This window comes from Cyclobacterium jeungdonense (assembly GCF_010994275.1).
Lineage (GTDB): Bacteria > Bacteroidota > Bacteroidia > Cytophagales > Cyclobacteriaceae > Cyclobacterium > Cyclobacterium jeungdonense.
On sequence record NZ_WMCD01000001.1, the window covers coordinates 1,239,484 to 1,265,199 of the forward strand.

Annotated in this window: 26 protein-coding genes; 17 read left to right on the top strand and 9 right to left on the bottom strand. The window is 42.2% G+C overall.

Annotated features, from left to right (window positions below):
* Positions 1-23: 23 nt before the first annotated feature.
* The 7 genes from GKS34_RS04690 to GKS34_RS04720 form a co-directional block, all read right to left on the bottom strand.
* Complete coding sequence (locus GKS34_RS04690; RefSeq protein ID WP_163383618.1) at positions 24-989, bottom strand: FecR family protein; 966 nt, start codon at positions 987-989, stop codon at positions 24-26.
* A gap of 149 nt (positions 990-1,138) precedes the next feature.
* A complete protein-coding gene (locus tag GKS34_RS04695; protein ID WP_163383619.1) occupies positions 1,139-1,726 on the bottom strand; it encodes an RNA polymerase sigma-70 factor in 588 nt (195 codons plus the stop codon).
* Between the two features lie 365 nt (positions 1,727-2,091).
* On the bottom strand, positions 2,092-2,313 hold the full coding sequence (locus tag GKS34_RS04700) for a hypothetical protein (RefSeq protein ID WP_163383620.1): 222 nt from the start codon (positions 2,311-2,313) through the stop codon (positions 2,092-2,094).
* Between the two features lie 238 nt (positions 2,314-2,551).
* Entirely contained in the window at positions 2,552-3,385 is an 834-nt protein-coding gene (locus tag GKS34_RS04705; RefSeq protein WP_205602020.1) for a glycerophosphodiester phosphodiesterase, read from the bottom strand.
* Positions 3,386-3,417: 32 nt separating this feature from the next.
* Positions 3,418-4,578 (bottom strand): mannonate dehydratase, encoded by a 1,161-nt coding sequence (gene uxuA, locus GKS34_RS04710; RefSeq protein ID WP_163383621.1) that lies wholly within the window; start codon positions 4,576-4,578, stop codon positions 3,418-3,420.
* Between the two features lie 33 nt (positions 4,579-4,611).
* Positions 4,612-6,033 carry a Gfo/Idh/MocA family protein gene (locus GKS34_RS04715; protein WP_163383622.1) on the bottom strand — a complete coding sequence of 474 codons (1,422 nt, stop codon included), beginning with the start codon at positions 6,031-6,033 and terminating at the stop codon, positions 4,612-4,614.
* A 171-nt stretch (positions 6,034-6,204) separates the two neighbouring features.
* Positions 6,205-7,455, bottom strand: a complete 1,251-nt coding sequence (locus GKS34_RS04720) for a DUF6807 domain-containing protein (RefSeq protein WP_163383623.1) — start codon at positions 7,453-7,455, stop codon at positions 6,205-6,207.
* A gap of 360 nt (positions 7,456-7,815) precedes the next feature.
* Between GKS34_RS04720 and GKS34_RS04725 the strand changes: the two genes are divergently transcribed.
* The 11 genes from GKS34_RS04725 (at position 7,816) to GKS34_RS04775 (ending at position 19,258) form a co-directional block, all read left to right on the top strand.
* A complete protein-coding gene (locus GKS34_RS04725) occupies positions 7,816-8,850 on the top strand; it encodes a LacI family DNA-binding transcriptional regulator (RefSeq protein WP_163383624.1) in 1,035 nt (344 codons plus the stop codon).
* A 134-nt stretch (positions 8,851-8,984) separates the two neighbouring features.
* Complete coding sequence (locus tag GKS34_RS04730; RefSeq protein WP_163383625.1) at positions 8,985-9,458, top strand: Lrp/AsnC ligand binding domain-containing protein; 474 nt, start codon at positions 8,985-8,987, stop codon at positions 9,456-9,458.
* A gap of 253 nt (positions 9,459-9,711) precedes the next feature.
* The gene (gene sufB / locus GKS34_RS04735) at positions 9,712-11,157 is read left to right on the top strand and encodes a Fe-S cluster assembly protein SufB (RefSeq protein ID WP_163383626.1); all 1,446 of its coding nucleotides are present in this window, start codon (positions 9,712-9,714) and stop codon (positions 11,155-11,157) included.
* Between the two features lie 12 nt (positions 11,158-11,169).
* Positions 11,170-11,931, top strand: coding sequence for a Fe-S cluster assembly ATPase SufC (gene sufC / locus GKS34_RS04740; RefSeq protein WP_163383627.1), 762 nt, complete (start codon positions 11,170-11,172; stop codon positions 11,929-11,931).
* 26 nt (positions 11,932-11,957) lie between these two features.
* The gene (sufD, locus tag GKS34_RS04745; RefSeq protein WP_163383628.1) at positions 11,958-13,268 is read left to right on the top strand and encodes a Fe-S cluster assembly protein SufD; all 1,311 of its coding nucleotides are present in this window, start codon (positions 11,958-11,960) and stop codon (positions 13,266-13,268) included.
* Entirely contained in the window at positions 13,243-14,499 is a 1,257-nt protein-coding gene (locus GKS34_RS04750) for an aminotransferase class V-fold PLP-dependent enzyme (protein WP_163383629.1), read from the top strand. Before sufD ends, GKS34_RS04750 begins: the two co-directional genes overlap by 26 nt.
* Positions 14,500-14,931 carry a SufE family protein gene (locus GKS34_RS04755; RefSeq protein ID WP_163383630.1) on the top strand — a complete coding sequence of 144 codons (432 nt, stop codon included), beginning with the start codon at positions 14,500-14,502 and terminating at the stop codon, positions 14,929-14,931.
* 5 nt (positions 14,932-14,936) lie between these two features.
* Complete coding sequence (locus GKS34_RS04760) at positions 14,937-15,272, top strand: DUF59 domain-containing protein (RefSeq protein WP_163383631.1); 336 nt, start codon at positions 14,937-14,939, stop codon at positions 15,270-15,272.
* Between the two features lie 27 nt (positions 15,273-15,299).
* Complete coding sequence (locus GKS34_RS04765; protein WP_163383632.1) at positions 15,300-15,716, top strand: BrxA/BrxB family bacilliredoxin; 417 nt, start codon at positions 15,300-15,302, stop codon at positions 15,714-15,716.
* Between the two features lie 298 nt (positions 15,717-16,014).
* Positions 16,015-17,301, top strand: coding sequence for a citrate synthase (locus tag GKS34_RS04770; protein WP_163383633.1), 1,287 nt, complete (start codon positions 16,015-16,017; stop codon positions 17,299-17,301).
* Positions 17,302-17,560: 259 nt separating this feature from the next.
* Entirely contained in the window at positions 17,561-19,258 is a 1,698-nt protein-coding gene (locus tag GKS34_RS04775) for a DEAD/DEAH box helicase (protein WP_163383634.1), read from the top strand.
* 154 nt (positions 19,259-19,412) lie between these two features.
* Here the strand turns inward: GKS34_RS04775 and GKS34_RS04780 are convergent, their stop codons facing one another.
* Positions 19,413-20,360, bottom strand: coding sequence for a ketopantoate reductase family protein (locus GKS34_RS04780; protein WP_163383635.1), 948 nt, complete (start codon positions 20,358-20,360; stop codon positions 19,413-19,415).
* Between the two features lie 223 nt (positions 20,361-20,583).
* On the opposite strand from GKS34_RS04780, the gene GKS34_RS04785 reads away from it, so the two are divergent.
* Together GKS34_RS04785 and GKS34_RS04790 are read left to right on the top strand one after the other, a co-directional pair.
* The gene (locus GKS34_RS04785; RefSeq protein ID WP_163383636.1) at positions 20,584-21,333 is read left to right on the top strand and encodes a TerC family protein; all 750 of its coding nucleotides are present in this window, start codon (positions 20,584-20,586) and stop codon (positions 21,331-21,333) included.
* Between the two features lie 175 nt (positions 21,334-21,508).
* Positions 21,509-22,207 (top strand): class I SAM-dependent methyltransferase, encoded by a 699-nt coding sequence (locus tag GKS34_RS04790; protein ID WP_163383637.1) that lies wholly within the window; start codon positions 21,509-21,511, stop codon positions 22,205-22,207.
* Between the two features lie 257 nt (positions 22,208-22,464).
* Here the strand turns inward: GKS34_RS04790 and GKS34_RS04795 are convergent, their stop codons facing one another.
* On the bottom strand, positions 22,465-22,617 hold the full coding sequence (locus GKS34_RS04795; RefSeq protein WP_163383638.1) for a hypothetical protein: 153 nt from the start codon (positions 22,615-22,617) through the stop codon (positions 22,465-22,467).
* Positions 22,618-22,636: 19 nt separating this feature from the next.
* Here GKS34_RS04795 and GKS34_RS04800 point away from each other — a divergent pair, with 19 nt between their 5' ends.
* The 4 genes from GKS34_RS04800 (at position 22,637) to GKS34_RS04815 (ending at position 25,661) form a co-directional block, all read left to right on the top strand.
* Positions 22,637-23,458, top strand: coding sequence for a hypothetical protein (locus tag GKS34_RS04800; RefSeq protein WP_163383639.1), 822 nt, complete (start codon positions 22,637-22,639; stop codon positions 23,456-23,458).
* On the top strand, positions 23,455-23,868 hold the full coding sequence (locus tag GKS34_RS04805; RefSeq protein ID WP_163383640.1) for a hypothetical protein: 414 nt from the start codon (positions 23,455-23,457) through the stop codon (positions 23,866-23,868). Before GKS34_RS04800 ends, GKS34_RS04805 begins: the two co-directional genes overlap by 4 nt.
* Complete coding sequence (locus tag GKS34_RS04810) at positions 23,868-24,020, top strand: hypothetical protein (protein WP_163383641.1); 153 nt, start codon at positions 23,868-23,870, stop codon at positions 24,018-24,020. The genes GKS34_RS04805 and GKS34_RS04810 overlap by 1 nt, the downstream gene beginning before the upstream one ends.
* A gap of 171 nt (positions 24,021-24,191) precedes the next feature.
* Positions 24,192-25,661, top strand: a complete 1,470-nt coding sequence (locus GKS34_RS04815; RefSeq protein WP_163383642.1) for a Gfo/Idh/MocA family protein — start codon at positions 24,192-24,194, stop codon at positions 25,659-25,661.
* Positions 25,662-25,716: the final 55 nt, after the last annotated feature.

Sequence of the window (25,716 nt, forward strand, 5' to 3'; positions counted from 1 at the left end):
CTCATTTTCATAGGCATCGTTAATTATTGAATACATCTTTTAAAATACAGGGTTAGTTTTCGTTCCCCCGTTTGCTGTATTTCGAAATCGGCCAGGTTTTTCAATCCGTGCAACACCGCATATAAGTTGCCATTTGAATAGGTCGCTTTTATCAGACAACCATCCATTCCCTCTCCCTCTATTTCGATCGAATAATTGTAAATCGCAGCCAATCGGGGAATAATCTCGTCAAAAGTGTCCAGATCAAAGGAAACTGATTGAGCCTTCCAAGCCAGATATGCATCCGGCTCAACCTTCTCCACTTGGATTCCCAAACTATCCGGATAAACGGTCGCCATCTGGTTAGGCTGTAGTTCCACAAAGTCTTCTTCTTCCACCCCCTGCTGATATACACCTACCTTTCCCTGTTTTACAGCCACCTTAACAGCGGATTCCCGATGAGCCTTTACATTGAAACTGGTACCCAGTACCTTCGTTCGGACTCCATGACTGTGCACCTCAAAAACAGAAGAACTATCTCTTAACACGTCAAAAAATGCCTCTCCATTCAACTCAACTACTCGCTTTCCACCCTCAAATTTTTTGGGAAACCGAAGGCTGGTATTGGTATTCAAAAATACAAGGCTACCGTCCGGTAGTGTTATTGTTGCCTTTTGGCGTTCATTGGTGACTCGCTCCTCCCACACCATTTCATTAGGAGTTAACTGAACTTTATAAACTAAAAAACCTAAACATAGAATCAGCACTAACGAAGCTACCAATCGCAAAGGAAAGGAAAAAGCAGATACTCTTTCCGGAACTTGGATCCGGTCATCAATTTTTCTTTTGACGCTCTGCTTGATCTCCTCTGCTTCCTCTTTCTCCAAGTCCCAGGTCAACTCCCGGCGTTGAAGTTGATCCAAAACCTGTAGCAACAAGGCTTTTTCCCGGCTGGTTAAACGGCCAGTATCCTTCTTTTGAAGCAAATGCAAAAACGCTCGTTTATTCATTTTTTGTCGGTATCTGTAAGACAGTACCTAATAAAAACCCTACTACTTAGCCTAACCTGAAAAAAAATTCCGAATAGGTTATAATAATAAATAAAAAAAAGGGGAGATCAAAGAATCAAAAAAATATTATATTATAAAACTTTATTTTATCAAAACAAAATAGAAATGAAATCCACAAAAAATCCCAGTATACCAAAATAAATTTGGCTAATATTTTTTTTGATCGATTTCAATGCTTTGTATAAATGAGCCTCTACCGTACGTACAGAAATGTTCATTTGACGGGATATTTCCAGGTTAGACATGTCGGCTTCCCTACTCAACTGGAACACTTCCTTACATTTATCAGGTAAAGCCAGAATACTTTCCTTTAAAATCCGGTCTACCTCTTCAAATTCCAATAAATGATCTGCCATCAACTGTTCGGGCAAATGAGCAAAAACAGCTTCCAGATCTGTGGTCTTTTTTAAATTTCGAATCACCTTCAAAACCTGAAATTTGACAGCCCGGAACAAATAGGCTTCCAAGTGCTCAATTCTTTTTTCAGCTGCTCGGCCCCAAAGGTCCACAAAAACTTCCTGCACCAAATCTTCACAAACCAGCTGGTCTTCAAAAATCTTATAAGCATACACATAAAGTCGTTTCCAATACCTTTCGTAAATGGTATCAAACGCTTTCAAATCCTTACGGTAGAGCGCAGCGCAGAGCGATTTATCGGTTATTTTGGTTTGGGTCATTGGTTACAAAGTGTACCAATTTAGAAGTTTTTTACCAATCAAAAAATGAACTCCCAAAAAATAGCTCTTCTTCTGTGCTACCATTAAAATCCAGAGTCATTTCAATACAAGGGTTTTACGGATTTAAGCACTTGGGCACTAACTACCTACACTGCCTCTGCAATAGCACTTTCAAGCGGCTATTAGTCACCCAAATCGAATGATTCGTTATAAAAGGCAGGGTCATCTCCCTCATAATAATTAGCAAACCGTGTTTTGGTACAAAACCAGGATACCAAATTTCAGGTACAAAATTTAACCCCTGCCTTATTTTTAATAGGCAATTGCGGTATCTTCTTTCATTCCCGGAATGTGTTTATTTCCAATTAAGGATTAGGCTTTTTCTTTGGTTTGTAAAGTAACTTAAACACCACCGCAATCACTATAAAGGAAAGGAGGATATATAAAACCACTCGTAGTGGAGAAGGATTTAAGGGATATTCTTCCACCGACTCCTCGCCAGCCTGGGCCAACACATAACGAATTTGAACCATCGAGAAAAAAAGTGCAGCCAACGTGTATTTCAAAATGCCAGTAAGTCTTTTCATAATTATACCTGTTTGTTAACAGATATCCACACAAAAATCTCTCCAAAAAAGAAGGCGCATTGAGTTTATTCCGCCACAGCAGCAATTTCAATTAAAAACGTCAGTCCACCCTCTTTAAAATAGTACGATGTCTGAAATTGCTCACAACTAAAATATTGGGGACTACCGGTACGCTACTGTATTTTTGGCAGGTTGAAGTAATACAATTGCTCCGCCGCCGAAATTCTTCAGCAAAGGTTCAAAAGACTGGTTTTATTGGTTTGAGACCATAGTTACTTGCCAATTCCATGGAAGCAGCAATGTCATTTACCAGCGGAAAGTCAATACCCCAGTCGAGTAGTTTTTCCAAAATAGCCGGATCATCGGTTCCGAAATAATTTACCCTGATACCCTTTTCGTGTAGGGTCCGTGCATATTTCCTAAATACCGGCCGGACTTCTCCCCGGAGTTGAATAAAATCTGCTCCCATATTCACCGTGCCAGCCACATAGTCTGCGCCTCCTGATTGCCGTTCCATATTGCAAATCAATACGGATTCGGATGCTGTTTGTGCACCAAGACGCGCTTCATCCTGCACCGCAAGGAATGCCTGATGCCCCCTACCCTTTTCTTTAAGTAGCCTCGCGACACGACTTCCCAGAGATTTCCCCCCTCTTAAGTGGATGTTTAGCCAGATATTCCGGGGCATGACCTCCAGTGCTTCCTCCAATAAAGGAATTTGGGTGCCTGCAAACTGACTACCTTTCCAACTACCTGCATCCAGATTTCTCAGTTCTGATAACGTCAATTCTTCTACCGCTCCCGATCCGTTGGTGGTGCGGTCCACGGTGGCATCGTGCATGAGAACCATTGCGGAGTCCTTACTATACTGCACGTCCAGCTCTATCATATGGGCACCCACTCGTATGGCTTCCAAAAAAGCGGGGATGGTATTTTCAGGATGGGTGGCCATGGCTCCTCGATGGGCGCAAAAGCCTTTTTCGGGCATTACGATAACTTGAGCTGCCAGAAGAACCGTGCTTAACACAAAAAGAAAAGCTGTGATTATCGTTATTTTTACACTGTAAATCATTTCAATTCCGTATTATCAGGAATGGGGTACTACTAGAGGTACTTTTCCAGAGCTACTTCCAGCCCTCTCAATTCTGCCAGACCCTTTAGCCGGCCAATGGCAGAGTAACCCGGTATGGTTTGTTTTTGTAAGTCGTCCAGCATTTGATGCCCGTGATCGGGACGAAAGGGAATGGGCATGGCTCTGCCTTTGTTGATTGTTACCAAACGTTTCATCACCTCAAACATATCCACATCGCCCTCCAGGTGATCGGACTCATGGAAATTACCCCATTCGTCTTTTTTTACATTCCGGAGGTGAACAAATTGGATGCGATCGGCTACGGCACTGACAATATTGGGTAAATCATTTTCTTTACCAGCCCCCAAAGAGCCAGTACAAAGACAAATACCATTAAAGGACTCCTTTACAGCATCCGTGATGAAAATAAGGTCTTCCAACCCAGAGACAATCCGAGGCAATCCCAAAATAGGGTATGGAGGATCGTCCGGATGAATGGTCATGGTAATGCCATTGCTTTCACAGGTCTTTTGGATACTCCGTAAAAAGTAAACAAGGTTTTCCCGTAAACCGTTTTTCCCAATGGATTGGTACCGGGCGATGCTGCTGGATAGCCCTTCTAACGTCATGCTTTTTTCTGTAGGCACCCCCATAAGAATGATATCTGACAATTCTTGCTTTCTATCCGGAGCCATTCCAGCCCAGCGCTGTTTCGCCTTTTCCACTATTGGGAAGGGGTACGCTTTTGCTGCACCCTCGCGCTTTAGCTCGTGCAGATCAAAAGCAGCTAGATCCGCCCAATCAAAATACAAGGCTTTAGCTCCCGAGGACATGTCCAAAGCGAGATCGGTTCGGGTCCAGTCCAGGACCGGCATAAAATTGTAACAAACCAGGTGTATTCCTGCTTTTCCGAGATTACCGAGGGTCTTACGGTAGCTCTCCAGGTAGTGTTCACAGTCTTCAGCCTTGGTTTTAATAGATTCGTGTACGGGAACGGATTCAACTACAGTCCAGACCAGACCGGCTTCTTCAATTATTCTTTTTCTTTCCAGAATTTCTTCCAGGGGCCAGACTTCTCCATGCGGAATATGGTGCAAAGCCGATACCACATCAGAAGCGCCGGCCTGGCGAATTTCCTGCAATGTGACAGGATCATTCGGCCCAAACCAGCGCCAACTTTGAATTAAAGACATACGTGTGATTTAATTACTTTCGGTATATCGTCGTTACAAAACGTATTGGGTTCCATAAGGAAACCTGTTTGGACGGGAAAGCATGGCATTTGCCTCGTCATCATTTTTGAATCGCTCTCTCATGGGATCCCAGTAAAGTTTCCTTGGCAACTTCATAGCTATATGGGAAAGCAGACAGGCACTGCAAGACCGGTGGGCAACCTCTACCGGGGCAATGGTTTGTTCCCTGGACACGATACAATCCAGCCAGTTTTTATGGTGTTCTTCACTTTCATACAGGTGAATTTCGTCCGGTCCGATTACCGAAGTAAGAATTTTCTGATCGCTTGCCTTAAAGGCCTCACTGGGCTTATTTCCGGGAACCGGATCACTGTCCGTTACGCCCACATTGCCCCGAGCTACGAAAATCCAACCATCGGTACCTTCAAACCTTACTCCGTTTGGATAATCACCGCTGACTTCCATAATCACGTCGTTATCGTATTTGGCTTCAACCTTAAAGTCTCCGTGAACCGTCCAGAGGCCTTCCGTTGGAAAATTGGCGGTAGCTTCCAGTTCAATAGGTCCTGAATATTCTTTACCCATGGCCCAGTGTGCAATGTCCAGGTGATGGGCGCCCCAGCCCGTAATCATTCCCGCACCAAACTGTTCGCAACGAAGCCAGCCTGGTCTTGACCGGATATCGGACTGTGAATGCACCCTATCCAGGGTATAAGGGACCCAAGGCGTAGATCCCAGCCACATATCATAATTCAGGTTATCAGGAACCGGCATTTCCTGAGGATTTCCCCCAGCTGGATCACCCGGCAACCCAATTAATATCCGCTCTACCTTGCCAATACGACCGTTTCGAACCAGTTCACAGGCCCTTTTAAATTGTGGCCAGGGATTCATTGACCGCTGCTGACTACCTATCTGGAAAATAGCTCCTGTTCGGTGAATGGTGTCACTCATCATTCTGCCTTCCTCTATAGTAAGGGAGGTCGGTTTTTGAAGGTAAATATCCTTTCCGGCCAATGCTGCTTCCATGGCAGGTTGGGCATGCCAGTGGTCGGGTGTACTAATGATCACCGCATCCACGTCCTTGTGACGGATCATTTCTTTGTAATCATCGAAAACCTGTACATCCACGTAATTGCTGCTGCCGGTTTTATCTGCATACTGTTTTTCTATCCAGGTTTTTCCCTGAGTCGCCCGGTCTCGATCCACATCCGCCACCGCCACCACTCTGGCAATGTCGTTTTTCATTGTTTCCGGCAAATCATGGGTCATGGCTATACGCCCAAAACCTACTTGTCCGATATTGATCTTATTGCTGGGCGCGTTTTTGCCCAAAACCGAAGCCGGTACGATGGTTGGAAATCCGGTTACAGCAAAGGAAGCCGCCAGAGCACCTTTGGTACTGGATTTCATAAAATTCCTTCTAGAAAGATTTGATTTGTTCTCTTTTTTCATGGAAGCATGCTTTTTTGGTTATTCTATTTGGTTTTTATCCTGTTACTTTTGTACAAGTATTATATTGCCCATAATCGGGAAAATATTAACGGCTATCCCAGGGAGTTGTGGTTGCCTCTGAATCCTCCCTTTTTTAAGTTTTCGAAGCAATGTAATTCATTCTGTATAACTTCATTCTTTAATTATAGTCATTTTTGGACTGCTTGCAAATTGCTTCCAGGCAGCCTCGGCAGCCTCCGGTGATATTTTTTTGGACGAAACCAAAAAGCGGTAGTTTAAGACATAACTTTTACCGGATTCCAGATGCCAATCCATGTTTTTGGTGGGTGCAAAATTGGCATACATGTCTCCCCTATCGGAAATATCCTCCGGCCAAATCCGTAATGGTTCCGGGTGATTGTAATTGGTGGGCGAAGACATCATCACCACGGATGCATAATCAGTATCCAACTCACCCTGCACAATACACCATCTGGCCAGGCTTCCATCCGCTGCCTTTCTATTCAATCCTTCGGAGGTAATCACCTCGCTGTTATCTCGATTCCATTTTTCGGTAGCCCTCCATCCCAGGCTTCCATACCTGTATTCTTTCAAGGTCACCGGATCCTTACCGGCTGGATTAAGCAATATGCTAATGTCTGCAATGTAATAGGATTCGTCTTCATCTGAGGCGTAAATTCGTGTACCCTGAACCTCGGTCATCGCCACTTCCGGGATATCGCGGTTTTGCAAAACGAGGTGTTCGTGAAGAACGCGGTATCCTGCAAAAACAGGCCCCTCACTTTTGGTAACAAAATTGGCGAAACGGACAGTGCCCTGTCTTTCTGCCAGGTTCCAGAAATCAATGGTTTCACCTTTATATTCCGCTCTTGTCCAAGGATTCCATAATCCATAATGATGGTAATGATCCGGCGGTTGGATGCGCGTCAACGATTTTCCACCGGGAGACCACATGGGGTGTACAAAGCCGCTTCTGGCATAAGCGGAATCAACCCCTTCCGGGGGGTAAGCCACTCCAAAATTGTACTGCCAGAGATCTTGTTTGTTTTTGTGGATGACCAATGCTTTTTCGGTTTGCTGCAATCCGAGAGTTCCAGTGTTTTTTTCTGCTTTCCTGTGATGAAGTTCGTAGGTACGGCTGATACCCATTTCTCCTTGCGGAGTAACTAGCCAATGCAGCGTTCGCTCTTTCATTGGGTCCATCTGAAAAGGAATTTCCATGCGCTCTCCGTTGGAAACCTCTATTAAGGTAAGTGCCGAATCGGGAAGGTGGGTAATGGAATTCAAATGCAATGAGACGGGATAGGCATAGTTAGAAATTGCCGGCAAGGCTATCTCCACTGTAGCCAATTTTTGGGCCAGCCCGAAAATTGGCAACGAAAAACCTAGGAAAAGAACAAAGAGTGGTTTAATTTTAATCATGCGTTACTGCTAATCTACTTTTCATATTCCAATAATCGTAAACATATCAATATATTTATTTCAATACAACCGATTTCATATAAATTTGAAGAGGTCACCCCTGGTCTGATAAAACAATTTAAGTCATGAAAAAATGGATGATAGCAACAATTTTCCAAATAAATGTAAAGTCATCTGGCCAATTCGCCTTCCAAAACAGGAAATAGATTATTAAAATAACCAAATCATTCAATATTATTCTACTTATTAAAAGTAAATAAGGGCTATGGAATGATTTCAAAACATTAATTGCTTTGAAATCGGTTGCATCCATCTATAATTTTATTTATTATTAGCAATCAATTGGGGTAAGATAAATTAATGAAAAAAGAAATTACCATCTACGATATAGCGGCAAACGTGGGTTTGTCCCCGACCACCGTCAGCAGAGCCTTGAGCAACCACCCGAGGGTTCATGTAAACACCCGTAAAAAGATATTGGATGCAGCCAAATTACTGGGTTATCAGTCTAACATTTTTGCCTCAAGTCTTAGGAAGCGGCGGTCTAAAAGCATTGGTGTAATTGTGCCCAAACTCAACAGCCCATTTCAGTCTTCGGTCCTTGCCGGCATGGAAAAAATTGCCAGTCAATCCGGATACAACCTGGTCATCAGTCAATCCATGGAGTCGCTGGAAAAGGAGATTTCGAATACCAATATCATGTACAACAGCCGTGTAGATGGCCTTTTGGTATCCAAAGCCGGCACTACCGATAATATTGAACATTTTCAGTCTTTCTTTAATAAAGAAATCCCCGTTTTATTTTTTGATCGGGTTCCTGAAAACAATCATTGTACAGGAGTGGTAATCAATAACACACAGGCGATTTACGATGCTACTGCTCATTTGATCAAAGAAGGATGTAAACGAATTGTACATGTCCTGGGGAACCTTCAAATCAATGTATATGCTGACCGACTAAAAGGATACAAATACGCATTGATGGATCATGGGTTTGTTTTTAATGCTGAAAATGTCATCAGTAATGAACTGGATGAAGATTTAGGAGAGCGCATCGTCAAAAAAATACTAAAACTAAACCCCAGACCGGACGGGTTGCTGGTATCTAATGATACCAGTGCTGCAAGCTGCCTGATGGCCCTAAAAAAAAGAGGCATTCAGGTTCCAAAAGACATTGCTATCGTAGGGTTTAATAATGATCTGATTTCCCGAATGGTCGAACCTAACCTTAGCACAATCAATTACCCAAGCTACCATATGGGGGAGGTCGCTATGAAAAACCTGATTAATCACCTGGGAGACGAGCAGCAGGAAATCCTTCAAAAAACCAATACCATAACCCTTAGATCCGAACTGATTATCCGGGACTCCTCCAAAAGGTCTTCTTACACGTAAAAAAAAGTGCAAAAAGCGTAACCCCTACTCTTTTCTAAAATTGTGCAAAAAAACAAAAAAGTTGGGAAAATCTTTGACAATTTAATAATTTAGACTGATCTTTATTTTAAAATCAACAATGAACGAAGTCGAAAATGGATAAAATTTTAGATATTGACAATATCGACCTAAAAATCATTTCATTATTAAACGAGGATGCCAAAACTCCCTACACCGAAATAGCAAAAAAAGTCTTTGTTTCATCCGGAACTGTGCACGTGCGCATGCGGAAACTGGAAGATCTGGGCATCGTGAAAAGTGCAACACTGAACATTGATTTTTCTAAATTGGGATATGACATTTCCGCATTTTTGGGGATTTACCTGGAAAAAAGCTCTCTGTATGACAATGTAATCGAACGACTGAAGGAGATTGCTGAAGTAATCAACGCTTACTACACCACCGGGAACTACAGCATCTTTGCGAAAATCATTTGTAAAGATACCAATCACCTTCGAGATGTATTGAACAAAATCCAGAAGGTAGAAGGAATTGACCGCACTGAAACATTAATCGTTTTGGAGGAAAGTATTAATCGCCCTATCCAATTATTGGAAGCTAAAAAATAATAGATTAGTTAATTATTAAGATTAAATCTAAATAAATTTTTTATAAGGGTTTTTCAATATCGAATATGGCTTTTTTAACAGATATACATTCTTTTGTTTAGAAATATTATATTTTTAACCCTCTGATTTTCATACACATAGTATACAAATTACTATTTTTTTTACTTAATTAGAATCCCCTTCGAACAATAAAAAATAGATTAATGTTATATATTTGTGCATCAAAATATAATTAGTCTAAATAACTCTTTTTATGAGCAAGGACAATGAGATTTTAGAAGAATTCACCTCTAAAGAATATGAACACGGTTGGTCGGTAGATTATGAAGCTGACGAGGCTCCTATCGGTTTGACTGAAGACACTATTCGGTGGATATCTTCCAAAAAAGAAGAACCAAAATGGTTACTGGATTGGCGGTTGAAAGCCTTCAGGCATTGGGAAACGATGGAGGAACCCTCCTGGCCCAATGTTAGCTATCCCAAAATTGATTACCAGGCCTTAAGGTACTATTCTGCCCCCAAACAAAAATCAAAGCCCAGTAATATAAACGAGGTAGATCCTGAATTGCTTAAGATTTACGATCGGTTGGGGATTTCTTTAAATGAGCAAAAGAGGTTGCAAGGAATTGCCGTCGATGCAGTACTGGATTCAGTGTCTGTTGGAACCACATTTAAAGACACGTTATCTAAATTAGGCGTGATTTTTTGTTCTTTCAGTGAAGCAGTCAAAGAACATCCTGATTTGGTCAAGAAATACCTGGGTTCTGTTGTACCTTCTACAGATAATTATTTTGCTGCCTTGAATTCGGCTGTTTTCTCGGACGGATCTTTCTGTTACATACCCAAAGGAGTGCGATGCCCCATGGAGCTGTCCACTTATTTCAGAATCAATGCAGCTAATACTGGACAATTTGAGCGTACCCTGATCATCGCTGAAGATAAATCGTACGTTTCTTACCTGGAAGGATGTACCGCACCACAGCGAGATGAAAATCAATTACATGCTGCGGTAGTAGAAATCTATGCGGCAGAAAACGCCCAGGTAAAATATTCTACTGTGCAGAATTGGTATCCTGGAGACAAAAATGGCAAAGGCGGAATCTATAATTTTGTAACCAAAAGAGGTATTTGTGCCGGTAACCATTCGAAAATATCATGGACACAGGTAGAGACCGGATCGGCTGTAACCTGGAAGTATCCTTCCTGTATTTTAAAAGGGGATAACTCAGTCGGAGAGTTTTATTCCGTAGCTGTAACTAATAATTACCAGCAGGCAGATACCGGGACTAAAATGATCCACATTGGAAAAAACACCCGTTCCAGAATTGTGTCGAAGGGTATCTCCGCGGGGAAATCACAGAATTCCTATCGGGGCCAGGTGCAAGTGATGAAGCGGGCGACCAATGCCAGAAACTTTTCCCAATGCGATTCGCTGTTGATGGGAGATAGATGTGGTGCCCACACCTTTCCATATATAGACATTCACAATTCCAGTGCTAAGGTCGAACACGAAGCGACTACGTCCAAGATCGGTGAAGATCAGATTTTCTATTGTAATCAGCGGGGCATCAATTCAGAGGATGCCGTGGCGCTAATTGTCAATGGGTATGCCAAGGAAGTTTTGAACCAATTACCTATGGAATTTGCTGTAGAAGCACAGAAACTATTGGCGTTGACATTAGAAGGAAGCGTAGGATAAAAATTAATACACATGTTATCAATAAAAAATTTACATGCCTCAATCGAAGGCACTCCTATATTAAAGGGAATCAGTTTGGAAATTAAACCAGGAGAGGTACATGCTATCATGGGTCCGAACGGTTCCGGGAAATCGACATTGGCTTCGGTACTGGCAGGACGGGAAGAGTACGAAGTTACCGAAGGCGAAGTTTATTTTAAAGGAAAAAACCTGTTGGAACTCAGTCCTGAAGACAGGGCAAGGGAAGGCGTGTTTCTGGCTTTCCAATATCCGGTAGAAATTCCAGGTGTTAGTTCAACCAACTTTCTAAGGACTGCCGTAAATCAGGTCCGTGAATACCGGGGACAAGAGCCTTTGGATGCTGTTAAGTTTCTTTCGTTAATGAAAGAAAAAATGAAGTTGGTGGAAATTGACCAAAAGCTACTTAGCAGAGCCCTTAACGAAGGTTTTTCTGGTGGTGAAAAAAAGAAAAATGAAATTTTTCAAATGGCTGTGCTTGAACCCACCTTGGCCATACTAGATGAAACAGACTCCGGACTGGATATCGATGCCCTTAAAGTGGTAGCTAATGGGGTAAATCAACTAAAAACCAAAGAGAATGGGACCATAGTAGTCACCCACTACCAGCGGCTACTCGATTACATTGTACCTGATTATGTCCACGTTCTCTTTGACGGCAGAATCGTAAAATCCGGTTCAAAAGACCTGGCTCTGGAACTTGAGGATAAGGGGTATGATTGGATCAAAGAAGAGGTCTCAGGAACAACAGTTTAAAGAAATTTGCACGGTTTCATTTACAAATGACGGTATCAATTAAGAAAGATCATAAATTAGCAGACGCGTTCCTCTCAGTAACAGAAGGGATGCAGGATTTGACTCTATATTCCAACCTTAAAAAATCAGCGAAGGATATACTGGCGGATTCTGGTATGCCCACGCTTAAAAATGAGGAATACAAATACACGGCGATCAGTAAGCGGATTTCTGATCAAATTACGCATTTAGGTACTCCTTCATCGATAAGCGACCTTCAACATGAAGTACATGCGCGGGAAAATCTTTTCCAGTTAGAGGAGGGATATACCCTGGTTTGCAACAATGGTATTTTTGACGAGCGTCTTTCAAAAATAGATCCACAGGTTTTCCAAGTCGAGTCGCTGAAAGAACTTAAGGAAGAAAAAGCGGCGCAAATTGGGGCTGTCGAAAAAAACGAATCCGATCCATTTACAGCCTTAAATTCCCTACTTTTCCTTGACGGGCTTCGTATAGACATTCCAGAGGGCAAAATCATAGAGAAGCCCCTAATGTTGGTTAATTTCGTGAAGCCGGATCAAAAAGGCTCGTGCATTCACCCCAGGGTTTTTATTCATGTGGGTAAAAACGCTCAGCTCACGCTGATTGAACAAACTATCTATCTTGGAGAAGATCCGGTTTTTGTTAATTCTGTCACTGAATGGATGGTAGGTCAAAATGCCCATGTCCGAAACTACAAACTTCAAAACGGCCACAAAAACGACCTGGTAGTCAGCAATACCCGCTCGGAAATCCATCAGGATGCCAGCTTTACCTCCATCGTATTGAGTTTGGAAGGCGGGATGATACGGAATAATCTTAGTTTGGATTTGAAAGCCAGTAAATGTGAAGGAAATATGTATGGTTTGTACCTGCTGAATGGAAAGACCCATGTGGATAATCACACCAACGTGGACCATACCAAACCGCATTCAGAATCAAATGAATTGTATAAAGGCATTCTAGCTGATCAGTCCAGAGGGGTTTTCAATGGTAAAATTTTCGTGCGGCAGGATGCGCAAAAAACGAATGCCTTCCAGCAAAACAACAACATTCTTTTATCGGAAGATGCAACGATCAATACCAAGCCCCAGCTTGAAATCTGGGCGGATGATGTTAAATGCTCTCATGGATGCACCACTGGGCAGTTGGATGAAGAGGCATTGTTTTACTTAAGGGCCAGAGGCATAGGCAAAGATGCTGCCAAAGCATTTCTTTTGCATGCATTTGCCGGAGAAGTTCTGGATCAGTTAAAAGATGAAGGATTTAAGGAATATTGTGAAAAAGTAGTACATGCAAGACTTGGTGGGAATTACTGATCAAAAAGGAAAAAAATTGGATCTATCTCTGATTCGCAAGAAGTTTCCTGTGCTTGACCAGTTGGTCAATGGGAAACCCCTTGCCTATTTTGACAATGCTGCTACCACCCAAAAGCCCATTCAGGTAATCGATGCACTGAAAAGCTACTATGAAAATGATAATTCGAATATTCACAGAGGAGCTCATACGCTAGCATCCCGTGCAACGGAGCTTTTTGAAAATACAAGAAATTCACTGAAATCCTTCATTAATGCCCCTTCAGCGGAGGAGGTGATTTTCACGAAGGGTACTACCGATAGTATTAATTTAGTAGCGGCTACCTTTGGGAAGAAGTATATTAAAGCAGGAGATGAGGTGATTATTTCCACCATGGAACATCATTCCAACATCGTTCCATGGCAGATGCTTTGTGAAGAAAACAATGCCCATTTGAAAATAATACCTGTATCCGATAGTGGCGAACTGGACCTGCAGGCCTACAAGAATTTACTATCGGATAAGACCAAATTAGTGGCTGTCGTCCATGCTTCCAATGCTTTGGGAACGATTAATCCCGTCAAAACAATGATTGATCTAGCGCACGAACAGGGTGCTCGATTTTTGGTAGACGGTGCACAAAGTGCCGCCCACCTGGATGTGGATGTCCAGGAATTGGATTGTGATTTTTTTACTTTCTCCGCACATAAAATGTATGGTCCTACTGGTGTAGGTGTCTTGTACGGAAAACGCGAACTTTTGGAATCGATGCCCCCCTATCAGGGAGGTGGAGAAATGATCCGTGAAGTCACTTTTGCCAAAACTACTTACAACGACATCCCCTACAAATTTGAAGCTGGAACACCAAACATAGCCGACGTTATCGCATTTAATGCGGCCTTGTCTTTTATCAATGAGTTGGGAAAAGATGCCATTCGAAAACAGGAAACCAAATTATTAAACCATGCATTCGAGTCCTGTTCAGCAATTAAAGGTTTTATACCCGTGGGAACGGCCAGTGATAAAGTAAGTGTGTTGAGCTTTACGATCAATCACATGCACGCCTTTGATGTGGGTATGATGTTGGATGCTTCCGGGATTGCAGTAAGGACAGGTCATCACTGTACCCAACCTCTTATGAATCGGTTTGGAATAGAAGGAACTGTTAGGGCTTCTTTTGCTGTTTACAATACCATTGAAGAAATTGACAGGTTTCACGAAAGCCTGACACGAATAGCGAAAAGAAAAAATTAAATGCCATCGATAGACGCTGTACAAAAAGAAATAATTGGAGAGTTTGAAATCCTAGGGGAAGATAAGGAATCCACAATTTTCTACATCATGGAGCTGGGTGACAAGTTACCTCCATTTCCTGAGGAAGAAAAGACAGAGGAGAACATCATCAAAGGCTGTCAGTCGAAAGTATGGTTGACTACCGATCTTCGTGATGGTCAGGTCCATTTTCTCGCAGATTCGAACACCGATATTACAAAAGGTTTAATCAGCCTGTTGATTCGGGTACTCTCGGGGAGAAAGGCCAAGGAAATTCTGGACGCAGATTTATACTTTATTGAACAAATTGGCATGGGCAACATAATTGGTTCTCAGAGATCCAATGGGCTTGCTGCGATGATCAAGCAAATGAAATTATTTGCCCTTGCCTACCAATCTAAAATTGACGCCTAGAAAGTATGGAAAAGTCAGAACAAATAACCGACGAACAGGAAGAGAATAAGCGGAGGGTGGTGAATGCCATCAAAGAGGTGTATGATCCGGAAATACCGGTAGATGTTTACGAATTGGGATTGATCTACGAAATAACGGTCTATCCCGTCAACAACGTATACATCCTGATGACGCTTACTTCTCCAAATTGTCCGGCAGCAGAATCCATCCCTTCGGAAGTAAAGTCGAGGGTATCGGAAATCGAGGGAGTCAATAATGTAGAGGTGGAATTGACCTTTGATCCTCCCTATTCCCAGGACATGATGTCGGAAGTAGCTAAATTAGAACTTGGGTTTTTATAAAATTATAATTTAACAAACGAAAAAAATATGTATCCAGAGGAATTGATAGCTCCCATGAGAGCCGAGCTAACTGATGTAGGATTTAAAGAATTCAGATCTTCAGAGGATGTGGAAAACCATCTAAAAGACCATACAGGGACCACTTTTGTAGTCGTTAATTCCGTCTGTGGATGTGCAGCAGGAGCTGCCAGACCGGGGGTTCGATATGCTTTGGATAAATCGGAAAAAAAGCCAACGGTTTTGGCGACGGTTTTTGCAGGAAATGATTCGGACGCGGTAGCCAAATTCAGGGAAAAAGTACTCCCCTACCCTCCATCTTCTCCGGCTATGGCTTTGTTCAAGGATGGTGAATTGGTGCATTTCGTAGAGCGGCACCATATTGAAGGAAGAACTGCCCAGATGATTGGTGATCATTTGGTCGAGGTATTTGAGCACTTTTGTTAATAAAAAAGCCCTTCCAGGGCTTTTTTTTATCATCCGTTACTACTAATTGTGCGAGTTTAATTAAATTTGGTATTAGGAAGCCTTATCCGTATTTAAAAAAAACCAATATCTTGTTTTTCTGAATAGGAGTGCGTTATTTCTTCTTTTTACAGAATAAAAATCTATCTATTCTGTCTATATGGAGTGGTTTTCAAATAATATTATAAGTGAAATTTGATCAAATTTCACTACATTAGTCCCAAATTTTATTTTGAATTGATCCAATTTGGAGTTTTATAATACATTTAATTAAATTAATATGTCCGAAATTGCTAAACTATCCTTTAACGGAAAAGAATATGATCTACCAGTCACCGAAGGTACTGAAAACGAACAGGCCATTGATATTGCCAAACTCCGTGGGCAATCTGGTCTGATCACGATAGACCCAGGATATAAAAATACAGGGTCCACGAAAAGTGCCATTACTTTTTTGGATGGGGAAGAAGGAATTCTTAGGTACAGAGGATATAACATAGAAGATCTGGCAGAAAACTCTAATTTTTTAGAGGTTTCCTACCTGCTCATCAACGGAGAATTACCCACTACCAGTCAGTACAAAACTTTTTCTCATAGGATCACCAAGCATACGCTGGTACATGAGGACATAAAGAAAATATTGGATGGGTTTCCTTCCGTGGCCCACCCTATGGGAGTGCTTTCATCCCTCATTTGCTCGCTCACTGCTTTTTATCCCAATTCGCTCGACCCGAATAACACGGACGAGGAGATCCAACTCAGTATTGTCCGGCTTATGGCCAAAATGCCTACTTTCGCTGCATGGGCCTACAAAAACAAAATGGGGCATCCGGTAAATTATCCGGACAATAACCTGGATTACTGTGGCAATTTTATGAAAATGATGTTTGCCCTGCCTTCTGAGAAGTACGAGGTAGATCCCGTTATTTCCAGAGCGCTGGACAAATTACTTATCCTTCATGCCGATCATGAGCAAAACTGCTCCACCTCAACCGTACGAATAGTGGGGTCCTCACAAGCCAGTATCTATGCGTCCATTTCAGCCGGTATCAATGCCCTTTGGGGCCCTCTGCATGGTGGTGCCAACCAATCTGTGATAGAAATGCTGGAGGCGATCAAAAATGACGGAGGAGATTCCAAAAAATACCTGGAGAAGGCGAAAGATAAAAATGACCCCTTCCGACTGATGGGATTCGGTCACCGGGTATATAAAAACTTCGACCCTCGAGCCAAAATTATCAAAAAAGCCGCCGATGATGTCCTTGACAAATTAGGTATCGACGACGCAGTGCTGGACATTGCGAAGGAGTTGGAAACCGCTGCTTTGAATGACCCGTATTTTGTAGAACGGAAATTGTATCCGAATGTGGATTTCTACTCTGGTATTATTTACCGTGCCCTGGGGATCCCCACAGATATGTTTACAGTGATGTTTGCACTGGGACGCCTTCCTGGATGGGTTGCGCAATGGAAAGAGATGCGTGAAAACAACGAACCTATCGGGAGGCCCCGACAGGTGTATGTGGGCTCGACAGAACGGGCCTACGTTCCCATGGAGAACCGGTAAATCAAAAATAGCGTACCAAATAAAAAAGGGCTTTTTGGCCCTTTTTTTTGTCTTAATCAAAATATAATTTAGCGTAAAACAAGCTAAATTACTAATTATTTTATATCCCTTCCTTATTTCATTGCTTAGTGATTTTTTTTACTTACCTTTGCAACTTATTATAATTTAATATTTTTCTCCTACGCCGTGGGGTTCCTTATTGTTGATCGACACTGGGATATTTAGGAATACCGTGGCTTTGAGAAGTAAGGAACATTTCATGGAAAACGAAGTAACATTTTCAGACCTTGGGGTTTCGGAAGAAATCCTGAGGGCAGTGGAAGACATGGGCTATACCCAACCTTCCCCTATTCAAACACAAACCATTCCCTTATTATTGCAAGGTACCGATGTCATCGGTCAAGCCCAAACGGGAACCGGTAAAACCGCGGCCTTTGGTATTCCTATTATTGACCGAATAGACACTACCAAAAGCAAGCCTCAAGCATTGATCCTCTGCCCTACCCGGGAACTGGCAGTGCAGGTTGAGGGAGAAATCGTCAAACTCACCAAGTACAAGAAGAATATTTCTTCTACCTGTATTTACGGTGGAGAGGCCATAGACCGACAAATCAGAAGTCTGAAAAGAGGCGTTCAGATTGTGGTAGGTACCCCTGGCAGAATCATGGATCATATGAACAGAAGAACATTAGACCTAAGTCAGGTAGAAGTGATTGTTCTGGACGAAGCCGATGAAATGCTGGATATGGGATTCCGCGAAGATATAGAAACTATATTGAGTTCCATGCCTAACGAGAGGCAAACGGTGTTTTTCTCAGCTACCATGCCGAAACCGATTTTGGAACTCACCAGAAAGTACCAGACAGACCCGGAAATCATCAAAGTACTCCGGAAAGAGCTAACCGTAGAAAACATCACACAAGTTTATTATGAAGTGCGCTCAGGTTTAAAAACGGACCTTATTAGCAGGCTCATAAACCTTCACCAATACAAACTCAGTGTTATTTTTTGCAATACCAAAAGGGTTACTGACGAAGTTACGGAAGAACTAACTGCGAAGGGCGTTCCTGCGGAAGCGTTGCACGGTGACCTATCCCAGGCCCAGCGTACCAAAGTAATGAACAAGTTCAGAAAAGGTCATTGTTCCGTGTTGGTTGCCACAGATGTTGCCGCCAGGGGTATTGATGTGGAGAATGTGGAAGCGGTTTTTAATTTTGACCTGCCTTTGGATGAAGAAAATTACGTTCACCGAATCGGACGTACTGGAAGGGCCGGAAAATCCGGAACGGCCATTAGTTTTGTTTCCGGAAGAAGGGATGCAGGAAAAATAAATGATCTGGAAAGATTTATCAAAACCTCGATTGATAAAGCGGCTCCTCCTTCAGTGGATCAACTGGTCCAAATGAAAAAAGAGAAACTTATCAAAGATATACACCGACAACTAGCTAAAACCGGAGACGATCAGGTTTTTGAAGAAGTAATTGGTAATTTATTGGCGGAAGGTCTTTCCCTGGAACAGGTTGCTATGGGGCTTGTAAAATTACATTTGGGCGAAGCACTGGATAAGTTTAAGGAAATGAATTTTACTCCGGATAAAGACCGGGCCTTCGGAAGGGATGACAAACGCCCAAGAAGAGATCGTTCGGATCGTGACCGAGGAGCCAAAAGTCACCGTGGAAGCGAAAGAGGCGGAAGAAAAGGCAAAAAGGAGAGAGAGCCAAATATGGCCCGTCTATTCCTGAATCTAGGAAAAAAGGACCGAATTCGTCCCAACGACATTGTAGGGGCCATTGCTGGAGAAACCGGAGTATCCGGAGGAAGCATCGGCGAAATCGACATCTACGATAGTTTTTCTTTTGTAGATATTCCAAAAAAAGATGTGACGCATGTAATCAAAGTAATGAATACAAACACCATCAAAGGGAAACAGGTTAATTTTGAAATTTCAAAACCCTGATAAACATTCCTTGATTGGATGTTAAAACAAAAAGTCACCTCAAGGTAGGTGACTTTTTGCATTTAATGCGTTGCAGGTAAACCATTGCCTCTTCCACCGATTGTCCGGTATATTCAACCAGGTTCTTGATCCTGACAGCATATCGTATCCTCCCTTATTTACCGTACTCCTGTATCTTTGCCTCAATGAGTTCTCCGACGCTTTGGTAGTTTACTGCTCTCAGTCCGACTTGCCACGATTTTTCAATGACTTCATCCAACAGGATTGCTTTTTCACCCTCATTACCCTGTTCCACATCGAGTTGAAAGGAGGATTTCGAACCGTAAGGAAAATTTGAAAGCAAGGAGAGGGTGACTTCCAAGTCTTCATCGGTAAGTCCTACCCCGTCTGCCCGGGCCAATGCTACCAATTCCTGCATTAACTTTCTCCATTCTGCAATCAGTTGCGGTGAGGACTTCACCTGCCCAAAACTCACCCCAAAAGCAGCACTAAGGCAACCCAAACTTGAAATAAACAAAAATTTCCTCCATAAGTGAAGCTGAATGTCGGGAGTCAATTTGACCGGAACACCGGAATCTTCCAGTAAAGAAAAAAACCACTGGTAATCATTCTGCAAAGGTAGTCCAGCTACGATTTTTCCTGGGCCTCCCAGATGTTTAACCCTTCCGGGACGGACAACATTTGAAATTAGGTAAATACAAGCGTCCAATACTTCCGCCCCCTTTACAAAGGAACGAATTCGGCTAGCTGCATCTACCATATTCTGTAAAGGGATAACCAACGTTTTATCTGAAAACAACCCCTGATTTTCCTGAACGGCAGTCACTAATCCCGGCGCTTTTGTAGCCAGGATCACCACATCGAAGGGAACAGAAGTATTACCACTTTCCTGAATCCTGTCGGGATGAATGGAAATCTTTTGTTCGCCTGATTCAAACTCAAGACCTTTTTCCTGAAGAAATTCCAACGTTTTACGTCTGGCTACAAAGGAAATTTCAACACCCGCCGGACGATCTCCGGAAAGTAACTTCGCCCCCAAGAAGCCTCCTACTCCTCCTAATCCCAGAATAGCAATACTTTTATCTTTCTTTTCTAAATTCATGTCACTGTTTCAATTTTGCTAATGGAATACAAGTTAGGAAATAAAATCCACCCCTACCCGGAAACGAAAATAGACCGAATTCCATGTCCAAACCTACCTTTAACTAAATATAGGTATATCATGGTATCTCTCAGAATACCCTGTTAAAAAAAAATTATCCCCTATCCCTAACTTTCAATCAATTTTTTAGTGACATTTGCCCATAAATTAACTAACCAAAAAGATGGAGCTATTTCTTCAAACCGAAACCTGGATAGCCCTGCTTACCCTTACGTTTCTTGAAATTGTATTGGGAGTAGACAACATTATTTTTATTTCTATTGTCTCCAACAAATTACCGGAACATCAGCAACCGAAAGCGCGAAAGTTAGGTCTTGCTTTGGCTTTGGTTTTTCGGATTTTACTGCTTTTGGGTATTAGTTATATTATTAAATTCACGCAACCTTTGGTGACCATCGTTGGATTTGAGCTGAGTGGAAGGGATCTCATCCTATTAATAGGAGGGCTCTTTTTATTATTTAAATCAACGCTGGAAATCCATCATAAAATGGAAGGACATGCTCAGGAAATCAAACCAAAGTCCGCTACAAGCATGAAAAGCGTGATTTTTCAAATCATATTTCTGGACATCATCTTTTCATTTGACAGCATTCTTACGGCCGTCGGTTTGGTGGACGAAGTGATCATCATGATTATCGCCGTAGTTATTTCCATTGCCATAATGATGGCCTTTGCAGGTTCTATCAGTCATTTTATCAATAAACATCCCACTTTACAGATTTTAGCCCTGTCTTTTCTGATGTTAATCGGGTTCATGTTAATGGTAGAAGGATTGCATTTTGAAGTCCCTAAAGGCTACATTTATTTTGCTGTATTCTTTTCATTGGCAGTTGAAATCGTGAACATGCGGATGCGGAAAACGAAAGCCAGCGAACCGGTTAAGCTAAACCCCCGAATCCGGGAAAAAAGTTAGAGAGCTTAGCCGGGATCCCTTCTGAAGTCAGATTCAAAAACATCACTAATTTCACCGGTATTCTCAAACAGAATACCAGATTTTGATCCATTTGACGGCATTTTATCAAGCAATTTTATTTGCGCCCTAATCCTATTCCAGTTATTTTAGAAATTTAGAATAGCGATACTCGAATATGGACTGGCTTTATAACGAATTCAAACAAACTGGAAAAGACTACGCTTCGCAAGAGGAAGTAGAAATCTATGACCCTTCACACGATGACTTTCGGAACATCCGGCAGGAAATTGCTTATGCTGAAAGTTGGATTCTACCTAATCCCAATGCTTCCATTTTAGATATTGGCTGCGGCACCGGTAATTTTTCGATACACTTTGCCAAAAGCTTCCAAAAGGTGTATGCATTAGATATTTCCCCTCCCATGCTTTCTTTTGCCCGTGCCAAATCAAACTTGCTAAATTTGCACAACATTGATTATATCCATGGAGGATACCTGAATTATAAGTTGCCGGATAATTCAATATATGGCGTAATCAGCTCTCTTTCCCTGCATCATTTGCCCGATTTCTGGAAAGCAAAGGCTTTGGATCGAATTTTTCTGATACTCAAACCTGCTGGCAAACTCTACTTACACGACGTCGTTATACCAAATGAATTTCCTGAAAAAGCCATTCAGGATTTTATCGATTTGCAGGGGGAAAGGGGTGGAAATTTCCTACGTGAAGATACCCTTATCCATTTTAAGGAAGAATTTTCCACTTTTGATTGGATAATGCAAACCATGTTGATAAACGCTGGTTTTCATATACAAGAAGTATCGACCCGGGACAAAGTACTAAAAACCTACCTCTGTGAAAAGCCTCCGATAATCTAGAGAATGCTGGTATTTTCACCTTTCTGAAACTTATTATAATTGACACCCAAGCCCAACTGGCATGCCGTTCCAGAATCAATTGACAACTATCATTCCTTACTAGAAGTGTCTACCTGCATATCTTAACCATTCCCGATTTTTAGGCCTTCGAAACGCTGTATAAACAGACCATTGTAAACGGCAAAGCATCTCAATTTCCAAAAACTTAGGTGGGTGGGAGGTTCAGTTTCGGTAGGGCATCATGGGTTCATTACTTATTAAGCAGCTTCATTCAAAGCGGATCGGCAAAGGACCCCATTGGCCGGTAAAACCATTTCTTTTAGCAAAAAAGCCTTATCCAACAGGCTTTTCTTCGGGTTGTGTGACTTGTTAGCTGCAAAAATCTCAGTTTTTTTGGTATCTTTGCCCATGGTTAGAAAAATTCCAACGGTGATATTTCTAGTGCCTGGTTTTTTACTGGCCTGTACCAACTTAAAACCTGTTCAACAGTTATCTACCGAAGCTAATCGGGGCCTCCAGTATTTCCATGAACTGGATTACAGTTTTGCCAGCCACTGCAGGGATCATTGTTATTTCCAGAAAATTCAAGCGAACACCATTGATCGGGATCTGGAATGCAAATGTGCAGTTTACCAGGAAGCTGATACTGTGGTTAAGGATTTATTTTTGGAATTGGAAAATTATTGGAATGGACTTGAATCATTGGCTTCACCCGAACTGGCCAGGTATGATCTCTCGTCTCCGGTGAAGGGGCTGCAATCCTCTAAGCTGATTGACATGAGTGAAGCAGAGGCTTCTGCCTTTCAAAAACTTTCCGAGTTAGCCGTAAATGCGAGTACGGGTCAGTACCGGAAGAAACGAATCGTTTATTATATGAAAGAGGCCGATCCCCACCTGAACCTGATCAGTGAAAAATTGGCCTTCATTTTGAAGGAAAACCTGTTGGGACTGCTGGAAATTCAAAAGGAAAGCTGGTACGCACATTACAAAACACTATCGCTAAATGAGAATCTTAGCCCTGTAGAAAAAGAATTTGCTGTAGAAAAATACTACCGCTTATTAGAGGACTCGGAAAAAATACGAATACGAATACAATCAATAGCTGGTTTATTAAAGTTATTGGCTGTAAACCACAGCGAACTATCTGCGAATTATCAAAATACATCTCAAGATGGTTTTAAATCCGCTGTGATGAGATTATCAAAAGAAATGAGAAGTTTACATTATGAATTTGATCAATTAAACGAATGAAAGAAAGAGTGGATAGTGTTTTTTTGAGCCAGGTGGCCGATGATTTTTTGGAAATAGCCAAAAAATTCAATGATTACCGTTTTGAGAAAATCAGTCAGCAGTTAATCAGTCAGACGACTTTTGTCGAAATGGGCATAAAGGCCAACCAGCTCATGGAAACGGCTAGGGAAATGAAATTACTTTCAACCTTGATTGTGGAACCAGAAGCTGGGGAAGCACTGCAACAGCTGCAAGGAATCAATCAGGAAATCAAGGCCACGATAACTTCTCTAAATAGCATCCAGATTGCTTTTGATTTGATCGGTACTTTAGGAGAACTAGCCATGGCAGTGGTAGAAAAAAAACCAGGCTCTATTGCGGAAAATATACGAACGATCATGAACGTTTTAGCTAAAAAAACAGAGGAGTAATGAAGAATAAGATCGGAGAAAAAGATGATAAACCGGATAATAATCCTCCCGTAAATGAGCCTGCATCTCCGGTATGCTATCAAAATGATCCGGAAATTCAGATGGATTATCAATTACCTAAGCCAAAACCATCCACGTTGCCCGAAACATGATTAAGATGAAAAAGGGATAGGAATCCTTGGAAAACTTTGGATTCATTTTTATACCGATCCCTTATCGGTTTATCCACAAATCAACCTCCGCAGGGGATAAATAAAACAAATCTTAAAATGTTTCATAAATAATTTTTATTTTAGACCATTCGTTTAATCAAAAAATAACTAATGAAAAAAAACAATATGCCCAATGAGGGTAATTCCCGAAGGAATTTCCTAAAAACATCTACCACTGCGGTTGCAGGATTTTATATTGTCCCACGGCATGTCCTGGGAGGACCCGGATTTAAAGCCCCCAGCGACAAGCTTCGGATAGCCGGAATTGGTGCAGGCGGTAAAGGGCACGGGGATCTTCGTAGTTTTTATGAAAGTGGCAATGCAGACATTGTCGCCTTATGTGATGTGGATCCAGAAAGGGCTTCCAGGAGCATAGAAGCCTACCCCAAAGCCAACTTCTACAATGATTTCAGAGTCATGTTGGATAAAGAGGGAGATTCTATTGATGCCGTTTCCGTTTCCACTCCAGATCATAACCACGCCGTGCAAGCGCTTACAGCGATGAAAATGGGCAAGCACGTATACGTGCAAAAACCGCTTACTCATACCATTCAGGAAGCACGGATGCTTACAGAAGCGGCCGAAAAGTACAAATTGGTTACACAAATGGGTAACCAGGGAGCTTCGGGAGACGGAGTTAGGCAAATGAGGGAATGGTATGCTGCAGGTTTGATTGGTGAGGCCTCGAAGGTACACGTTTGGACAAACAGGCCTGTTTGGCCACAGGGAGTCCCCTGGCCCGGAGAATCTGGAAAAAAAGCGCCTAAAAATCTTGATTGGAACCTTTGGCTGGGACCGGCGGAGCAAATGGGATATGTTGAAAACCTGCATCCCTTCAACTGGAGAGGATGGTGGGAGTTTGGAACAGGTGCGTTAGGAGACATGGCCTGCCACCTTATGGAACCAGCATTCCGTACCTTGGATCTGGGATACCCCACCGAGGCAGAATGCAGCGTAGGGTCGGTATACACCGGTGAATTTACCCGAGGCTATTTCCCTAAAAGTTGCCCTCCTTCTTCCCATATTACCTTGAGGTTTAAAATGCCAACGGGTAAAGATCTTGAATTTCATTGGATGGATGGAGGTATTCAGCCCAGCAGACCTGAGGAATTGGGAGCCAACGAACAATTAGGAGATAATGGAAACGGAGTAATCATTGAAGGCACCCGAGGAAAAATGGTTTGTTCCACCTACGGGATTGATCCTAAATTATTACCAACCTCTATCAACGAAAGCATAAACGTTGCCCCTACCCTACCACGCGTAGAAGGTGGCATTGGAGGCCATTACGCCCAATGGGTAAATGCTTGCATTGCCGGACATGGCAGTAAGGAGTACAAGGAACTTAGTTCTCCATTTTCCATTGCCGGACCATTGACCGAATCCGTACTGATGGGAAATCTTGCTATTCGAAGCTACGATTACCGGGAACCACAAGCTGACGGAGACGGATATAACTATCCAGGAAGAGGTATTAAGTTACTTTGGGATGGGAAAAACATGAGGGTAACTAATTTCGAACCCGCTAACCAATTTGTCACCAAGACTTACCGGGAAGGATTCGAATTACCACAAGTGTAAAATCGGATAAAATTCTTACTTATACCAAACCCTGAAGCTGGTCTTCAGGGTTTTT

What these genes read in the sequence shown, in the direction of transcription:
- GKS34_RS04730 (WP_163383625.1), top strand. Translation starts at nt 8,985, where the DNA reads ATGGATAAAATTTTAGATATTGACAATATCGACCTAAAAATCATTTCA.
- sufD (WP_163383628.1), top strand. Translation starts at nt 11,958, where the DNA reads ATGACGGTATCAATTAAGAAAGATCATAAATTAGCAGACGCGTTCCTC.
- uxuA (WP_163383621.1), bottom strand. Translation starts at nt 4,578, where the DNA reads ATGTCTTTAATTCAAAGTTGGCGCTGGTTTGGGCCGAATGATCCTGTC.
- GKS34_RS04695 (WP_163383619.1), bottom strand. Translation starts at nt 1,726, where the DNA reads ATGACCCAAACCAAAATAACCGATAAATCGCTCTGCGCTGCGCTCTAC.
- GKS34_RS04785 (WP_163383636.1), top strand. Translation starts at nt 20,584, where the DNA reads ATGGAGCTATTTCTTCAAACCGAAACCTGGATAGCCCTGCTTACCCTT.
- GKS34_RS04715 (WP_163383622.1), bottom strand. Translation starts at nt 6,033, where the DNA reads ATGAAAAAAGAGAACAAATCAAATCTTTCTAGAAGGAATTTTATGAAA.
- GKS34_RS04755 (WP_163383630.1), top strand. Translation starts at nt 14,500, where the DNA reads ATGCCATCGATAGACGCTGTACAAAAAGAAATAATTGGAGAGTTTGAA.
- GKS34_RS04805 (WP_163383640.1), top strand. Translation starts at nt 23,455, where the DNA reads ATGAAAGAAAGAGTGGATAGTGTTTTTTTGAGCCAGGTGGCCGATGAT.
- GKS34_RS04790 (WP_163383637.1), top strand. Translation starts at nt 21,509, where the DNA reads ATGGACTGGCTTTATAACGAATTCAAACAAACTGGAAAAGACTACGCT.
- GKS34_RS04765 (WP_163383632.1), top strand. Translation starts at nt 15,300, where the DNA reads ATGTATCCAGAGGAATTGATAGCTCCCATGAGAGCCGAGCTAACTGAT.
- GKS34_RS04770 (WP_163383633.1), top strand. Translation starts at nt 16,015, where the DNA reads ATGTCCGAAATTGCTAAACTATCCTTTAACGGAAAAGAATATGATCTA.
- GKS34_RS04775 (WP_163383634.1), top strand. Translation starts at nt 17,561, where the DNA reads ATGGAAAACGAAGTAACATTTTCAGACCTTGGGGTTTCGGAAGAAATC.
- GKS34_RS04750 (WP_163383629.1), top strand. Translation starts at nt 13,243, where the DNA reads ATGCAAGACTTGGTGGGAATTACTGATCAAAAAGGAAAAAAATTGGAT.
- GKS34_RS04810 (WP_163383641.1), top strand. Translation starts at nt 23,868, where the DNA reads ATGAAGAATAAGATCGGAGAAAAAGATGATAAACCGGATAATAATCCT.
- sufB (WP_163383626.1), top strand. Translation starts at nt 9,712, where the DNA reads ATGAGCAAGGACAATGAGATTTTAGAAGAATTCACCTCTAAAGAATAT.
- GKS34_RS04690 (WP_163383618.1), bottom strand. Translation starts at nt 989, where the DNA reads ATGAATAAACGAGCGTTTTTGCATTTGCTTCAAAAGAAGGATACTGGC.
- GKS34_RS04700 (WP_163383620.1), bottom strand. Translation starts at nt 2,313, where the DNA reads ATGAAAAGACTTACTGGCATTTTGAAATACACGTTGGCTGCACTTTTT.
- sufC (WP_163383627.1), top strand. Translation starts at nt 11,170, where the DNA reads ATGTTATCAATAAAAAATTTACATGCCTCAATCGAAGGCACTCCTATA.
- GKS34_RS04760 (WP_163383631.1), top strand. Translation starts at nt 14,937, where the DNA reads ATGGAAAAGTCAGAACAAATAACCGACGAACAGGAAGAGAATAAGCGG.
- GKS34_RS04815 (WP_163383642.1), top strand. Translation starts at nt 24,192, where the DNA reads ATGAAAAAAAACAATATGCCCAATGAGGGTAATTCCCGAAGGAATTTC.
- GKS34_RS04705 (WP_205602020.1), bottom strand. Translation starts at nt 3,385, where the DNA reads ATGATTTACAGTGTAAAAATAACGATAATCACAGCTTTTCTTTTTGTG.
- GKS34_RS04780 (WP_163383635.1), bottom strand. Translation starts at nt 20,360, where the DNA reads ATGAATTTAGAAAAGAAAGATAAAAGTATTGCTATTCTGGGATTAGGA.
- GKS34_RS04720 (WP_163383623.1), bottom strand. Translation starts at nt 7,455, where the DNA reads ATGATTAAAATTAAACCACTCTTTGTTCTTTTCCTAGGTTTTTCGTTG.
- GKS34_RS04795 (WP_163383638.1), bottom strand. Translation starts at nt 22,617, where the DNA reads ATGGGCAAAGATACCAAAAAAACTGAGATTTTTGCAGCTAACAAGTCA.
- GKS34_RS04725 (WP_163383624.1), top strand. Translation starts at nt 7,816, where the DNA reads ATGAAAAAAGAAATTACCATCTACGATATAGCGGCAAACGTGGGTTTG.